Origin of the sequence: Siphonobacter sp. SORGH_AS_1065, from assembly GCF_030818595.1 — a bacterium.
GTDB lineage: Bacteria > Bacteroidota > Bacteroidia > Cytophagales > Spirosomataceae > Siphonobacter.
In genome coordinates this window covers 26,959-43,156 of the sequence record NZ_JAUTAM010000010.1, presented here as the reverse complement: position 1 = coordinate 43,156, position 16,198 = coordinate 26,959, and the positions used below count along the sequence as shown (strand labels likewise).

The following is a 16,198-nucleotide window of genomic DNA, read 5'->3' as shown; positions in this document are numbered from 1 at the left end:
GATTATTTGCCATCATTACCCAAAGTAAGCTTAGGAAACTCTATTCTATGAACAGTCCCCAAATGCTCCTTTTCACTCGTCAAAACGTACGGTAAAGTTTAGTTTTACAGGATCCATAATGACATGGGTGTAAAATTGCTTGACACTGGGGTTATTCATTAAATAGTGTTTCGAAAACGCTTCGTACGCCTGCATACTTTTGGTCTCTACGATAAGCACAAAATCATACATTCCCGTTACGTAATAACATTGTTTTACTTGGGAACAAGTGGCCATTAAATCCTTGAAGCTATCAATCACAGTGGAGTTGCCTAGATGCAGAGTCACATCGACGATGCAGCTAACCGTCATCCCTGCGGCTTTAGGTGATATAATCGACACGTCGGCGACAATGACCTTCTGGTCTCGAAGTCGCTTGAGGCGTCGTTGTACGGCACTTGTACTCAAGCCTACTTGATAACCAAGCTCTTCGGCTGTTATTCGATTATTGACCTGAAGCTGCGTGAGTAGTTGTTTGTCAAGCTCGTCTAAGTTTTGCATAATTTACCTATTTAAAGGCCTAAACTTAGTTATTTTATGCGTTTATACGGTTTATTTACCCAAAACAGATGATAGCAACTCCCTACCTTTGTAGGCATCTTTTGCATGTTTATGAGGCAACTGATGGTTGCTAGCTTCTATGAAAATACTCTCTTTTTTACTCTTGATTTGCTCCCTCTCAACGGCTGTATCGCAACCTAGGTCCGTTCAACCTATCGACAGCCTCATTCAACAAAAGATGCAGGAGGCGAAACTGGTTGGGGTAGGAACCGCTATTATCATCAACAACAAAGTAGTTTGGGAGAAAGGGTTTGGCTATGCTGATCGAGAGAGACAGATTCCATTTACCCCCTCAACGGTAATGAACATTGCTTCGGTGAGCAAAACCTTCCTGGGTTTCTGTATCATGAAAGCCGTAGAGCAGGGAGTTGTATCGCTTGATGAAGACATTAACACCTACCTGCCTTTTACCGTGAGTAACCCCAATTTCCCTAATGAAAAAATTACCTTGCGACACTTGGCCACCCATACGTCTGGTTTGATAGACCGTTATCCGTTCTACATGGATAGCACCTATTTTTATGGGGGTAAAAAGCCAGAACCTCTGGGCGATTTTTTGAAGAATTATTATGTATCAGGAGGAAAGTACTATTCAAAAGCTAATTTTCTACCTGCTCGGCCCGGCACCAAACGTGACTATTCTAACATTGCGACGGGTTTGGCCGGTTATATCATCGAAATAAGAACTGGCCAAAAATTGCCTGAATACAGCAGACGGTATATTTTCAAGCCACTGAAGATGAAGCATTCAGGCTGGGGACTGAATGAGATTGATCTTCGTCGTCATGCCAAACTCTACGAAAAGAAAGAGGATCTTATGGTTCCCATTCCGCTCTATGAATGTACCACCTATCCCGACGGCGGTGTACGAACGTCCGTGCATGACTTAGCCAAGTTCTTTATAACGTTGCTGGATAATGGAAAATATGAAGACAAAAGGCTTCTAAACGAGGAGCTGGCAGTAGAGATGCTCCGGTATCAATATACCCCGGACCATAAGCCAGACAACGTAGCTATCGATAAACTTAATTCGGGTATTTTTTGGTCTACCAAACTAGGGGCAACCCGCATTGGGCACAATGGTTCCGACCCGGGCGTGCGAACCTTTATGCTATCGGACCTAGCTAAGGAAGTAGGGGTCATTGTTTTTTTCAACGCATCGCTTAGCGATCAAGAGGAGAACCTGTTTTTTGCTATTTATGAAGAGCTCTATAAGTATGGGCAATCGCTGAAAGCAAATAGTTATACCCTTGATAAAAAACAGTGAACCTGTCAGAGAAGATTATAAGTAGCTTCATTATGCACTGGGCTATGTTGCTTTTAGTAAAACTCTAGTACTACTGTTTCAGATCAAAGTATTTATCTATACCCAATTGCTTAATGATCCATAGAAGATAAAATAAAAGCCTGAATTTAAAAAGAACCACTCAGATCAATAAGCTTGTATCCGAGTGGTTCTTGAAAATGTAGTTACTATTATCTTTTAAATTAGTCTATCTTTTGTTGTAATAATACGTATAGCTAATAAAGGGTCTATATATTCATTTTTTTTCTGAGATCGCTGGCTTTGTTACACGCGAAATTTTCATTACTTCTGATTCATTACCATCCGTAGTTTTGCACCAATTGACGATTCACATCCAGTTCGGTAATGGGTATAGGCATTAGATAATGTCGAGTTTGGAATACGCGAGTTTGCAGGGGGACTGCCTTATAAAAGACGGCTAGTCCTGCTTCCTGGCTGTTCACATCTAGTCCGGTAGCTTTCAATTCTTCAGCCGATGGACGGGAATTCATGCCGTGTACGGGTCCATTATCAACGGTCTCTGCAATCAACCAGCGACGTACATCCCAAAAGCGATGAGCCTCAAAAGCAAATTCTACGCGATTTTCATTCTGAACCCGTTTGCGAAAACCTTCTAAAGTCTGATCTGATGCCAGAATAGGCAAAGCTGGCATGGATACCCGAGCTCTTACGGCATTAATGGCCTGGAATGCTTCTGCTGTGGGTTTACCATTGTACTCGTTAAGGGCTTCAGCATAAGCCAGATAAAACTCAGCTAATCGGAAGATAGGATAATTGCGACGAGCGTCAGGAGACGTGTACCAGTTGCCAATATCAACCGAAGGGTCGCACCATTTTCGGATGGTATAGCCGCTAATAGAAGTGGTTCCTCCACCCTGCATAGGCCAGCCGTTAGTGCCGTAAGCTTGGCCGCTACCCCACCAGGCTAAGCGAATGGGTACTTTAGTCCGAGCAGCCGCCCACATGCTATTTTGAAAAGAAATGGTAGCATACAATCGAGGGTCCCGGTCTTTGTAACGGTTGGATATATTCGTCAGCGTTACGGAGCTACCCGTACCATCGGCCCCCACCATCGTACCCGACCAGGTGCCCGTCGTAACATAACCCGAACTGGGGTCCGTGATAGGCTTCCCATTTTTCATCTCATAGCTATCGACGAGTTCCTGAAGCGGACTATAATGAGACCATCCGCGAAAGGCTCCGCCGTAGGGCAGGTGGTATTGTTCAATCATCTTCGTGTTGGGATGATTATAAGGAAGAATGGTTTCCTGCCAGTCGCGAGTGAAAAAGAGTTTTTCGTAGCTACTGATAGGATCACTCGAGCTGAAAAGTTTGTAATCCAGATCTAACACTTTTTTAGCAGCTTCTGCCGCCCGTAGCCATTTTTCCTTGGAATACGTTTGTGGAAACAAAACTTTACCATCCCTGTTTACTACGCCTGCGTACTTGGTGTTGCCGTTAAACAAAGGGCTTGCTGCGTAAAGAAGTGTACGGGCGGCCAGTGCCAAAGCAGCCCCTTTATTGGCACGGCCCAGCTCTGCGTCGGGATGATGCTCGGGAAGTTGCCCTGCTACTTCATTACATTCTTTGACAATAAAGTCTACTACCTCTTCCGTTGAATTCCGAGCTACACTGTATTGCCCCTGATCGGTATAATCCAGCGATCGGGTGATGAGGGGTACGGCTCCATAGCGTTTGAAAAGCTCGAAGTAAAATAGAGCTCGCAGAAAACGGGCTTCAGCCACGTACTGAGGAATCAGAACTGCATATTTTGAACTTTGCTCGGCAGGTATGGGTACCGAGGCAATTTTCTCCAGAAAAATATTGGCTTTACGAATATCCTGATACCGCCCTTCCCAGTTGCCCAAAGGGTTGTTTTCAGAATTCCAGGCTCCTAGATTGTACTGCTCCGAACCTGACCCTGCATACCAGTGAAAAATGGCTTCGTCGGTAGAACAGGCCTGATCGCTGATGTACTCGCCATTTCCATCTAAACCCGTGGGTAACTTGCTGTATAAGTGTGCTAATACCCCATTGACGGTATTGATGTTGGCCCATACTTTGTCTTCAGTAACTACTTCTGAAGGAACAACATCCAAAAACTTGGAACAGGATCCTAAGCTGACGGCGATGGTCAGCAAAATATATTTAGAGTATTTCGTTATCATCGATTCAGAGATTATAGGCCAATTGTCAAACCACCATTGAAGACTTTTTGCTGGGGATAATTGCGAGAGTCATTAGGAATCTCTGGATCAAAAATCTTGAGTTTATCCCAGGTAATCAGGTTAAGGCCATTGACAAAGAAGCGGCCCGTTTTTAATCCAACTCTGCTTAGAATTGATTTAGGCAGCGTAAAACCTATTTCAACATTTTTCAGACGCACGTAGTTACGGGAGGTCATCCAGTAGGTAGAAATCTGATTATTGTTGACGTTGGCCGAAGAAGAAAGACGAGGATATTTGGCATTCGGTCGGTCGGTAGTCCAGTAATTGTCCTTAACATCAGCCATTACTCCTACGTCACCACTGAAAGGCCAGACCGCATCTCCCGTTAGCCAGACGTTACCTCCAAAAGCTCCCTGAAACAAGATACTTACATCGATCAGCTTGCTATTGAAACCCAGGGCTAAGCCAGCCATGGTCGTCGGTACGGTGACTTTGCCATTGTAAGCCCGATCCAGTTCATTGATGACATGATCTCCATTCATATCCTTATACTTGATATCTCCTGGAACGATGCGTCCAAATTGAGACTGATCGGGGCTATTATCAATGTCTTCCTGGCTTTGGAATAAGCCCAGAGCAATCATGGAATACTGTTCATTAATGCTCCGACCGGTTCGCTTAATGTAGGGGCGGTCCTGGAAACTAGGCTCATCCATTTGCAAAATCTTATTTTGAGCATAGGATACATTTCCCTTGATGAAATAATTGATATTTCTGAATCGCTTGCGGAGTTGTGCTTCCAGCTCAAAGCCTTTGTTTTCTACTTCGCCCAGGTTTAGATAAGGTAAACTAGTAATACCCAGGGTGGCAGGGATGGTACCCGGCTGAGCCAGAATGTTTTTACGTCGTTCGTAAAAGACATCTGCTGTAGCCGTGAAGGCATCATTGAATAGCCCTAAGTCCATCCCCAGGTTATACTTAAGAGCTTTCTCCCAGGTTACATTGGTCGCACCCAGTACATCTTCAGCGGCACCCGTGTATGCAACCCCGTTATAGTCTCTGCCAAATTGATAACCGCCAGCGTTCAGTGACCAGGTACTTTGGTAAAGAAAACGTCGCTGGCCAATCTTATCATTTCCTACGGTTCCTACGGATCCCCGCCATTTAAACAAACTGACAAAGGAAAGCTTACCCTTCATGAATGATTCATTAGACATAATCCACCCGGCAGACATGGAAGGGAAAAGATCGTAGCGTTTCCCTCGGGGGAAGTTTTCGGAACCGTTATAGCCAAAGTTAATCTCGGCAAAGTACGTGTCATTGTAGGCATAGGTGCCCCGACCAACGAATCCATTGTACTTATAAGGTAATCCTGCAATGGCATTGCCCGATCCTACCTGGTCGAAGTAACTCTGCTGGTTGTAAAGGAGCATACCCGTGACGGCGTGCTTTTGGGCAAAAATCCGGTTATAATTAGCATATAATTCAATCCAGGTACGGCGGTTGCTATTGGCAAACACGTCATAGCTTAGGGTATTGGTTCCTTCCCAGATTCGACGGTAGGTTCCTTTGGAGAGATCCGTTTCGTTTTCGTCGGCCAGAGAATATTGGTAAGTCCACAAATTCTTAACGCGGCGAACATTCCGGTAACTGTAAGAGTCAAAGGAAAGTCGGCCTCGCAGGCTTAAGCCCTGCGTAACAAAGGGCAGTTGCAGGGTGAAACCGGAGGTAGCCTGTAGTGTATTCTCAAAATTTCGCTGATAACCACCCTGCGTCATACGCCCGTAGGGATTTATCGCTTTTGAATCTAATCCAGAAATACTACCGTCGGGATTGGTCATGGGATACAACCAGGGCTGCATGGCTTGCAAGGAGCCGAATATATCGCCTGCTCCAATGGGTGGGAAGTTATTATCACGAATGATACTTCCCAGGTTTAATTCCATGACCAGATACTTGTTGATGTCCAGGTCTATATTGGATCGAAAATTATAGCGATTCGAGCGAGCCTGTATATCATAATCTTTGATCTGGTCAGCAAAGTTGTAAAGACCATTCTGACGCAGATAAGACAGAGAAACAAAGTGCCGTACCGAACTGGTACCTCCTGAAACGTTGATGTTAGCCTGCATCATCGATGCCGAGGGCCGGATCATCTCTTTTAGCCAGTTTACGTTGGGATACAGATAAGCATAAGAGGGTTTGCTACGGTCTCTGAATTTGTTCAGGTATTCATCCGTATACATAGCCGAATTTTTTCCATCGTTTATCAAAGCCGTCCGATAGAGGGTGAGAGCATCGTAGGAGTCCAGGTATTCGGGCAGGCGGGTGGGCATCTGAATGCCCTGTTGTACCGTAGCCGTAATGTTAGATCGGCCTTCTGTACCACGGCGAGTCGTCACCAATACTACGCCGTTGGCTCCCCTTACGCCATAAACGGCAGTAGAGGCGGCATCTTTCAGAATGGAAACGGTTGCTACTTCATTCGCGTCGATGCTTCCAAAAGAGCGTTCAACCCCGTCTACTAAGATAAGCGGACTTTGACTCCCACTAAATGTAGCCATGCCCCGTATCCAGAGCTGGGCTCCGTCATAGCCGGGTTCTCCACTGGTCTGTAAGGTGGTGAGTCCAGGCAGCCTTCCCGCCAGAGCATTACTTAAGTTTGCTACCGGACTTTGGGTTAGTTCTTTCGTCCCCACGGAAGAAATGGCTCCCGTGACAGCTAATTTTTTTTGTGCTCCAAAACCTACCACGACTACCTCACTCAGATCCTGCTGTTTATCTTTTAAGGTGATGATCATTCGTTTCCCAGGAATAGCCCTTATTTCGATAGGAACATAGCCAATCGCACTAATCTGAAGGGTATCCTGATGATCTGCTTTTAGTGTAAAATCACCATTGGTGTCAGAAATAACGCCTCGAACGGTACCTTTCAGGCGAACCGTAGCCCCCACCACAGGCGTTTTGGTATCAGAAATAATGTGGCCTGTAACTTCGGCATTCTGAGCAGCAACGCCCGTAATACTTCCCCATAATAAAAGGCCATAGAGCAGTAGATTTTTCATCCATTTGTATTGATTTAAGGTTACACTAAAACGTTGAGATTAATAGTCTATGGAAACAAATAGGCAATACATTACCTGACGCACATAGGAACCTATAGGCGTAGAGAAATAGTAACACTGCTTCGATCTATCCGAAGGCCTTCGGCAGATATTGAAGCAAATAATTTACCTGGCTCAGCTAAATGAATAGCGAACAAGTAACTGACATGTAAAGGGAAGATGTAATCAAAAAATTACACACTCAGCTCTTTAAGCTGAGCTACTAGATCTTTAGTAATTTCTTTCATCATGAGAACAAAACAGATGTTTGAATTAGGTTAGGCGGCCAGTAAAGTAGATACAAGTTTACTCGTATGTTAGGTCAAATGTAGACGTATAAACCTGAGATGATACATATACTTTTTATGGCTTTTAATACAATTTTAACTTTTTGTTATCAATAGCCTATAGCTTGTTCTTAGCAACGATCAATACCTTAGAATGAGGATACTTTTTAAGATTTACAATTGTTAAACCCTGCTGGAAATTATAGTTTCTGAAACCTTTCCTACTTGAGGGTTAATGGTGAAGGCAGGTAAGTTCCTTCTTTGCTCTAAAGACAGGGAAGGGGTCAATAATCAATGCTCGTCCGCGACTGTGTTGCGGATGAATGGAGGTATAAACGAGACCCTCTGCCCGTCATGTCGAATGAAGTGAGAGATCTTTTGCAGAATGGGACGGTGCTGAGGTTAGTAAAGTAGCCTCGAGGCCAAATACTTTTGCAAAGGCAATAAGGTCCTTCGCTTCACTCTGGATGACAGTAGTAACAGAAAGGAGGGACTAACGCACTTTATTTAAAATGTCATTTATAAAAATTCACGGTAAAAACTCAAATAAAGAAATCTAGTTCGGTGGCAGTTACCAAGCGAATCTGATTAGCTCCTTATAACTTTCTACCAACAACGACGCTCTATAAAAGCTATACGTGTTCGTTTTGGCTGGCCCATTTCTTAGGCTTCATTCCGATACATTCTTCGAATAGTCTGCCGAAATGGCTTAAGTTCGTAAAACCAAGACGGTAGCCAGTCTCAGATACCGAAAGCCGCTCCTCTTTCAAAAGTCGGGCCGCTTCCTGCATACGCAGATGCTGAAAATAGTCATATAACCCTTTGCCAAACACTTGCTTGAAAAGTTTACGTAATTTCAATTCATTCATACCACTGAGTTTAACTAATTCGGCGATGGGTAAGGCCTGATCCAGAGAGGCACTCATGGCATTTCGCACTCGGTAAATAGCCTCCATCTCCGCCGTACTCATGGATCGATAAGGGCTGGCTTGTCGATACCCCAGATTTTTAAACAGAAAATAAAGCAGGTTCAACGATTTCAGTCGATAATACGCGTCCAAGAGTGCCCCCTCAGGAGTAGCAGTAACGATCTCATCTACCAGTATGGCAATCTCGGGTGACATGAATTCCTCAATCCAGAAGGTATTCTCCGCCTCGAAGAGATGGCTAAACCTGGACTGATCTTTCCCAAGAAACTGTTGTAAGTAACTCATCTCAATCAGGATCGTAACCTGCCTGATATGCGATCGTTTGGGAAAACTAACTTTACTTGCTATACGCGAAGGCGTTATTCGTACGTGCGGCCTTTCCTGGGGTAATCGGTTATTCGGGTCTGCTCCCTGTTCTAGGGCACCCTTAAAAATATTCTGAAAGGATATGAACAGCCCCTTTTCGATGATAGTAATGGGCTTTCTTTCATACGTAAATTCTTCTTTTGAAATCAGGGAACGGATCATGATCATCATTTCGGGTAGAAAATCGACAATCCTCATCTCCTGAAACTCCAAATCGGTCAATCCACCTAATTGGTCAGAATCAGATACGCCTAATTTAGCTGCCAGTTGAAGCATGGGTTGACTATCGTAAGACGAATGCATGTTTTTGGACTATTTATATTCGTTTTTCCGCTATTTTGCTCGTAAACCTACCAATACTTTTGCAAAGTCTACCAACGAAAGACTTAGCATCATGAAAAAGCGAATGATTATCTCGGGCGGGGGAATAGCCGGGCTTACAGCCGCTATCTTTCTTCAAAAACAGGGGCATGAAGTAACCATTTTAGAGCGAGCCAAGGCATTTACAAATGCGGGTTATTTGCTATCCCTCAAAAATTTTGGGGTGAGAATTATGGAGGAGCTAAATCTGGCCAAGCCGTTACGTCAGGCAGCAACGCCCTCTGACTTCATGGACTTTGTAGAGGGTCAGGGAAACCTCATCCGGCGGATTAGTTACGAAAAGATGAACGAAGGGATGGAACCATCCATCACGCTCACCCGGGGTGACCTGCACCGCGAAATTCACCAGGCCGTAAAAGACAAAATGAATATTCTGATGGACACCTGCATTGACTCTGTGGACCAGGACGCCCATACGGTAAGGGTTACCTTAACTACTAAAGAAATTCTGGAAGCAGATGCTCTCATCATTTCTGAGGGCTTACGATCTACTACTCGCGAGAAATGTTTCGAAGACAGCAAACTAGAAGATTTCAACGTTTTTTACGTAGGGGGACGACTACGCAGAAATCATACGTACCAGGTTGGGTCTTTTAAAACCTTCATTGATGTTCATAAAATGCTTTCCATCTACCCAATTAGTAGGGATGAACTGGCTATTCAGTGCTATATCTATCAGACACAGGCGGTTTCCAGCTTACGGCAAAATGCCCGGCAACTCTTAGAGCAGACGTTCCAGAACTATTCCGTGGAAGTGCAGACCTTAATGGCTGACCTGGTCGAAAGTGGATTAGTCTTCGCTGATAAAATGGGAATGATTCATGCTCCAAATCTAGTTAACGGAAGAATTCTTTTGTTGGGCGATGCGGGCTATTGCCCTACGGCTCTATCTGGAATGGGAGCTTCATTGTCAATCTACGGAGCAAAAGCTTTGGCCCATTTCATGGCCGACTCCCCCCAAGATCTTTTGCAGGCGTTTACGCATTACAATGCTCTCATGCAGCCAGTCATTGAGAAATTTCAAAGCAATGCCAGAAATAATGCCGCCTCTTTCCTGCCCAAAGACGAACGGAATTTACAGGCATTTGCTTCTGCCTTTAGGAATGCTTCTGAATCCGAAGCTCACCGGAGGTTAACGGATCAAATCATTCTTACTCCCGATCAACGGCAATTGGTCCTTCCCTAAGCACACGATAAAAATCAATAAGACATTATTAATTCTAGTCTGCTGTAATCAAACATGCAGACGGCCAGAGCATTAGTGTAAAGCTTTTGAGGACTTTACTGTAGCTTTAGCATGAGTTTGACGGCGAATCTCATGTTGGATTAACCTTACAGATTATTGAATGGATTTAGCGGAGACCGTTAGTAATAATAACTATCTCTTAGCTGAGGGATACTATCATTACTTAATAATCAGCGTCTGTCATTCAGAGTGAAGCGAAGAATCTTAGGTCCTTTTTCGAGCTCGTTAGGTCAGGCGGTAACTTGAATAAGCCAGACCCGTTCTACAGCAGGTTTCTCTCTTCGTTCGAGAGGTCAGTTGAGGGTTAATCACTGGTGCGAGATTCTATCTCGTTTCTACGATAAGGCAGGTTCCACCTGCCTTATCTCCCTAGTAAAGCGAAGGATCGCATTCCGATTCGCATGAAGCTATTTAATTTTTAAACAGTCTCTTAGACCTTGGCAATCATTGGAGAGATTCAATGCCTTCTACTGATCCCCTACCTAATTAAGTAAAAGTTTTTCAATGGCTGCATGTATAAACGGACTAGTTGTATGTATTCTGAATGAAGCAATATTGATGAATAAAGAGCAGATGAAACTTCGATAGTAATTATTTTTTTGATTTAATAACGATATAAAAACGTTTTTAAAACTAAAACTATTAATTGCATATTTTCCTTTTTATTTAATCTACTAACGGTAATACCTCAATTTAACTTATCTAACCCCAGACTCTTAGCTAAGTACTTGGTTCGATTCTTAGGTCCTTTACCCTTCGTTGTTTTATCCTCAATGATCAAATCAATACGAATCAGTTCATTAACCCGATCCTGACTTTCCAGAATCCATTGAATCTGCTTTTCTGTGAGCGTGTATTTTTGACAGGCCGCCCTCACCTTGCTGGCAATGTGAAGGTCCCCTAAGGAAGTGACATAATCTATCGTTTTGATGGTTTCTTCGGCTAAAAATTCGCGATTCAGTTTTTCACGATCCCGAATCGTGAAGGTCAGAGCCGTAATTTTCTTTCGCTCTTTAGCCGCCACTTCCCAATCAAAGAAAACGCCGCAATGCTCGGCTAATTCGTTCTGGGTATATTTGAGAATACGAGTCTCGAAAAGGTTAAAGTTCTTGTAAGCCCCTAACTCGATATCAAGCAGATTTTTGAGCGTATCTACCTCTATGGTCCAGGGCTCCTGCCGGGCTTTCATACTCAGCAATTCATACAGTCGGATGGAATAATTACTTTTAAGGCTGAGAATAGCTTGTAGATCTAGCGTTGAATATCCGTTAGAAAGCTCCAGAAACAACTTCTTGGCATCTGGGTTGATTAATACCGTAATCTCTGAATTGATGCCTTTCTTGCCTTCGTATTTGGCTGAAATGATAGGAACAATGAATCCAAAATAATCATGACCAGGCTTGGAGTAATCAAAGTGAATTTTACGAGTTGTCAATCGCTCCAGAGATTCCTTAATTCGTTCCCGGTTAGTCTCCTTCAATTCCGACGCGTTAAAGGTTATTTCGAGAGCCTCGTGCTTTCCGCCAAAGTCTGCCTTCATCCCCTGCTTTCCTTTGAGACTTAGTAACGTAAGTAAAACGATATGTTTTTCGACAGCCAAAAATTCCTGCCGCGTAAAATTCATCGTGTTACTGATCCGAACCAAACTCTTTTCTTTCATAGCCAAGCATTGTAGGGTGGTCTACTGGCAAATATACATCATCAAATTGCATCATGATTCTTTTATTTGATTTATTTCCCACCCACCTTATGCAATTTGATGCAATACCTTATGCAATTTGATGCAATTACTACGGGCTAACTTTATGCAATTTGATGCAATACCTTATGCAATTTGATGCAATACCTTATGCAATTTGATGCAATAGAAACATTTTACTTATTGATAATCAATAAATTATCTCATTTATCCACACTCTAGCAATCAATCAATTAATTAATACTACATTTTATCAATTAATTTTCCCCCCGCTTTTTCGGCCTGCGTCGGCTCCGCCGCACGCTCATTTTTGAGGGAAAAAAGTTTTAAATCAATACATAAAGGTTAGCGGTGAACTAATTATTTAGTTCACCGCTGTCTTTGTGAGGAAATGTTCTTCTGTTCTCTTTCATGACGTATATCCTTATAATTATTAATTGATTGATAATCAGAAGTTTAACAAAATATACCTTATGCAATTTGATGCAATTAGATATAAAAAAGAAGAATTGTTGCGTTGATTATCAGTCACTTACCTACTGATTTCTCATCTAAAACCTAGTTTATGCAATTTGATGCAATTAAAGGTTATACCTGTAGTATGTATTTAGTAAAGTACTGACAATCAGTCTATATAATGACTTTATAGTATTATTAACCACTTCAATTGCATGTGTTAGTAAGCTTTTACCTTATGCAATTTGATGCAATTAGGCACCTAAAATTTCCAATCATAGTTTCTTACATTCTTTATACAGGCAGTTAACAATGTATTGTATTATACTTTCAAGGTTTATGCAATTTGATGCAATTAGAAAATACTAATAGCTTCTTTAGTGCTAGACCTTTCATTTTAGTCGTATTAGATAACTTCCTATTTACCAGATCACTAGCTACATTTATTATATAAAATTTAATATATATAGTATATTAGTATACATATCAAAAATATATTCAATTGGAAATCTATTCACTTCATTTACATAAGCTTTTCTTCATCTGCTAATTATGTACCTGAAATTTAATTTACATGTATAGAGGCCTAGTTAACCATCTTATGTTTTGAGTCTATGCTGTATAAAAAATTCACCTTTACTCCTATTCTGATCTTAGTTAAGATCAGGGAACTTTAGAGTACTTACTTCACTGATCTTCCTATCTCTACCTGTAGTTATTCGTAGTCAAACCAACGAAACCTTACTGCTAATCCATTTTCCAGAAATACGATTGTTTGGCCTGTTTAGAAAAGCTAGATGGGCTCACATGATCTGCCTTTATTGGGATTAAGGACCTAATACAGATATATACTAAATGATAGTATATTGATATATAAAGTATATAAGAACTTCTATCAACCTAGGGTAGAGAATGTGTTCTTAATTAATCTCTTTGGTGAACTATGTAAGATGTATGCAATATCTTTTATCGATTAACTGCTCTACTATTCAGCCCTCCCCTTCATCTATACATATTTTTTATATACTCATAAATGTTTAATAATTAGATAACTATAATATTTTATGATATCATTATTGATATAAACTGTATATATACAATAGTTTATAATTTATATAGAATATGATAAGCTTATTGATATTAGTATATATATCGAAACTAATAGTATATTCGCTGCTCAAAGAAAACTCCATAACACTTATGATTTTCACTACAGGTGGGATTAAGGGCGGTAGCGGGAAAACAACTTTAGCGACCAATCTAGCCGTATACCTCAGTAATCAGGGAAGAGATGTTCTGTTCGTAGATGCGGATGATCAAGAATCCGCTCATGAATTTTCTGTACAGCGAGAAATGGCATTAGAAGGTAATAAAGGGTACACTGCCATTCGTCAGTCAGACAAAGAAGTACGATCTGAGGTGCTAAAATTGGCTAGCAAATTTGACGACGTAGTTATTGATACGGGTGGTCGTGATACAGCAAGTCAACGAGCTGCTTTATCAATTACTGATGTATACATGGTACCATTTTACCCTCGTTCCTTAGACATCTGGACGCTAGAAAAGGTGGAGCATCTGATTTCAGAAATGCAGATAGTAAACCCTAAACTAAGGGCTATGTCTTTTGTTAACCGGGCTGACCCCAAAGGCATTGATAACCGGGAAGTAGGGGAAATGCTAAAAGAATCGCAGGTATTGACCTATCTGGATACGCCCTTGATTAATCGGAAGGCCTTTGCAAACGCCATTTCCTACGGACTTGGAATCCTGGAATTAAAGCCTGCGGATGAAAAAGCTTCAGCAGAATTTCTTGCTTTGTATGAAGCAATGCTAACAGCATTAAATCAGAAAGCGTAGTGAAATCACTTGATATATTCTATTGATATACATTTTGTTGATATTCGTATACTATAACAGATATATAAACTATATATTTATAAGTATCTAAATTGGTATCTTTTTTTGATGTAAAAATCTGTAAGTATGGCAATTGCAAAAAAACCATCCGTGGCAAAGTCTATTGTAGATCCTGTGGTTGATGAGAAAAAAATAGAAGCTTTGATTAATAAAGGTGGATCATCTACTAAGGCAAAACCTGAGGTGGTAGATAACCTGGATGAAGATGCTGTGAAGACCGTATTACTTCGTTTGTATCAAAGTCAGTTAACGGAGGTAGAAGAAGTATTAGCGAAAATTCCCAAGCGACAGCGGCCTTCCCGGCATGCTTATATCATTCAGGCACTGGAAGAAAAGATTCAGAGAGATTTGAAAAAGAAATAAGTCAGCGTAGAAACGCACTGTTTAGAGGTGAAGTACCTGATCTGAAAGTAGCTAAAGGAGGGTAGAAGAGCTAAAGAAAGAAAGCGATGCATAATTCGTCCTTGACTTTATCATTCCCATTAATAGCTGAAGAGTCTATTTGTGTAGTAGAAAGCAAATATTAAATAGATAGACTCTTTAACTTACAATCAAAGGCTATAGATATATGCTGATTACTGGCTGAGTTTATTATTGGGGTTCTTTCCAGGGCTGCTGCTATAGCACACGTTTAACTATAGAGCTAACTCCTTTTTAAGAGCTAGAATTTTTCCAGCACTAAGCAGACTACGTCATTGTGGATGTAAGAACATTCGAAAGTCGCCCTACTGAACTGTATTCATGAATAAGTAAATACTAACTGCCTGAGTAGTTAGCACATATTAGTACGGGCTTTTAAAATCATTGTTGAACGGTTTCTAAAAGATAATCCCTTGGCATGAACTTCTTATCTATCCAATACACAAGATATGTTTTATATATATAAATGATATCTATTAAAATATAAAAAACATATAATAGTTAATACTAAAAATAGAATGCTCACAGAAAACCTAAGTGATGGTAAATGCAAATGATTCCATAGTACTCGCCCTTATCCCAAACAAGTAACTATAATAAGTAGCTAACTATTTTCTAGTGTTGAGCACCCAGTATTCTTAGCATAGGTAGATGTCCTAAGAAGCTGATTGTTAATTTAATTAAAATCAGTTTTGTGGAGTTGATCAGGAGTGAAGCAGGCAAAATTCATACGATGGTAAAAGTTGATGCAGCCTATAAGGGTAATTATTCATCTCTCAACTACTAAACCGAATCCCTATCTTATTCACTCTAAAAGCCATGTCAATGATCCGTTTTGTATTGTGCCTTACTATAGCCTTGTTTCTTACGGCGTGTTCTTCTACTAAAAACTGGCAGGGCAATTCGAATGATGAGTCTACTCAGGCTGAGTTTAAAGAGTTAAACGGTAAACAGCATTTCGTACTCCGTGTCCCTAGTAATGATACCTATCTATCGTACCGATTTACAACAGCAGCGGGGACATTACAAGCTTCCATCAAGTCAGCCTCAGGATTTGTATTTAATGATAAAATTAAATCTTTAGAGGAAAAACGAATTCATCTGGTGAATCAGAAAGGGGCCACGTATAAGGTGATGTTAGAAGGTAATCAGGCTTCTGGCTCTATGGATGTTCGTTTTGTATCCTCTAACCTATAGAAATTAGGTTGACTCTAGTGGCTTCCTTGTTATCCACGTCCTTCAGAAGTGAGTAGGCCGTTCGTCAATTCTTTTACGGAAAATTTGTGTTGGATCATCTGCTTCAGTATAGGTTTAGGTAG

The 16,198-nt window shown here is 41.4% G+C and carries 10 protein-coding genes; 5 read left to right on the top strand and 5 right to left on the bottom strand.

Annotation, left to right across the window (positions count from 1 at the left end; genetic code table 11):
• Positions 1–72 precede the first annotated feature (72 nt).
• A complete protein-coding gene (locus tag QE390_RS24540; RefSeq protein WP_307144347.1) occupies positions 73–540 on the bottom strand; it encodes an Lrp/AsnC family transcriptional regulator in 468 nt (155 codons plus the stop codon).
• Positions 541–679: 139 nt separating this feature from the next.
• On the opposite strand from QE390_RS24540, the gene QE390_RS24535 reads away from it, so the two are divergent.
• A complete protein-coding gene (locus QE390_RS24535) occupies positions 680–1,867 on the top strand; it encodes a serine hydrolase (protein ID WP_307144346.1) in 1,188 nt (395 codons plus the stop codon).
• A 335-nt stretch (positions 1,868–2,202) separates the two neighbouring features.
• Here QE390_RS24535 and QE390_RS24530 read toward each other — a convergent pair whose 3' ends face one another.
• The 3 genes from QE390_RS24530 to QE390_RS24520 all read right to left on the bottom strand — a co-directional run bounded on the left by QE390_RS24530 (position 2,203) and on the right by QE390_RS24520 (position 9,063).
• A complete protein-coding gene (locus QE390_RS24530; RefSeq protein WP_307144345.1) occupies positions 2,203–4,074 on the bottom strand; it encodes a RagB/SusD family nutrient uptake outer membrane protein in 1,872 nt (623 codons plus the stop codon).
• Between the two features lie 11 nt (positions 4,075–4,085).
• On the bottom strand, positions 4,086–7,139 hold the full coding sequence (locus tag QE390_RS24525) for a TonB-dependent receptor (protein ID WP_307144344.1): 3,054 nt from the start codon (positions 7,137–7,139) through the stop codon (positions 4,086–4,088).
• 958 nt (positions 7,140–8,097) lie between these two features.
• Entirely contained in the window at positions 8,098–9,063 is a 966-nt protein-coding gene (locus tag QE390_RS24520) for an AraC family transcriptional regulator (RefSeq protein WP_307144343.1), read from the bottom strand.
• A gap of 91 nt (positions 9,064–9,154) precedes the next feature.
• On the opposite strand from QE390_RS24520, the gene QE390_RS24515 reads away from it, so the two are divergent.
• Complete coding sequence (locus tag QE390_RS24515; RefSeq protein ID WP_307144342.1) at positions 9,155–10,327, top strand: NAD(P)/FAD-dependent oxidoreductase; 1,173 nt, start codon at positions 9,155–9,157, stop codon at positions 10,325–10,327.
• A gap of 748 nt (positions 10,328–11,075) precedes the next feature.
• Here the strand turns inward: QE390_RS24515 and QE390_RS24510 are convergent.
• The gene (locus QE390_RS24510; protein ID WP_307144341.1) at positions 11,076–12,047 is read right to left on the bottom strand and encodes a replication initiation protein; all 972 of its coding nucleotides are present in this window, start codon (positions 12,045–12,047) and stop codon (positions 11,076–11,078) included.
• Between the two features lie 1,695 nt (positions 12,048–13,742).
• Between QE390_RS24510 and QE390_RS24505 the strand changes: the two genes are divergently transcribed.
• From QE390_RS24505 to QE390_RS24495, 3 genes are all read left to right on the top strand, one after another.
• On the top strand, positions 13,743–14,399 hold the full coding sequence (locus QE390_RS24505; RefSeq protein WP_307144340.1) for an AAA family ATPase: 657 nt from the start codon (positions 13,743–13,745) through the stop codon (positions 14,397–14,399).
• 126 nt (positions 14,400–14,525) lie between these two features.
• Positions 14,526–14,822 (top strand): hypothetical protein, encoded by a 297-nt coding sequence (locus tag QE390_RS24500; RefSeq protein ID WP_307144339.1) that lies wholly within the window; start codon positions 14,526–14,528, stop codon positions 14,820–14,822.
• An 876-nt stretch (positions 14,823–15,698) separates the two neighbouring features.
• The gene (locus tag QE390_RS24495) at positions 15,699–16,076 is read left to right on the top strand and encodes a hypothetical protein (RefSeq protein ID WP_307144338.1); all 378 of its coding nucleotides are present in this window, start codon (positions 15,699–15,701) and stop codon (positions 16,074–16,076) included.
• Positions 16,077–16,198 lie beyond the last annotated feature (122 nt).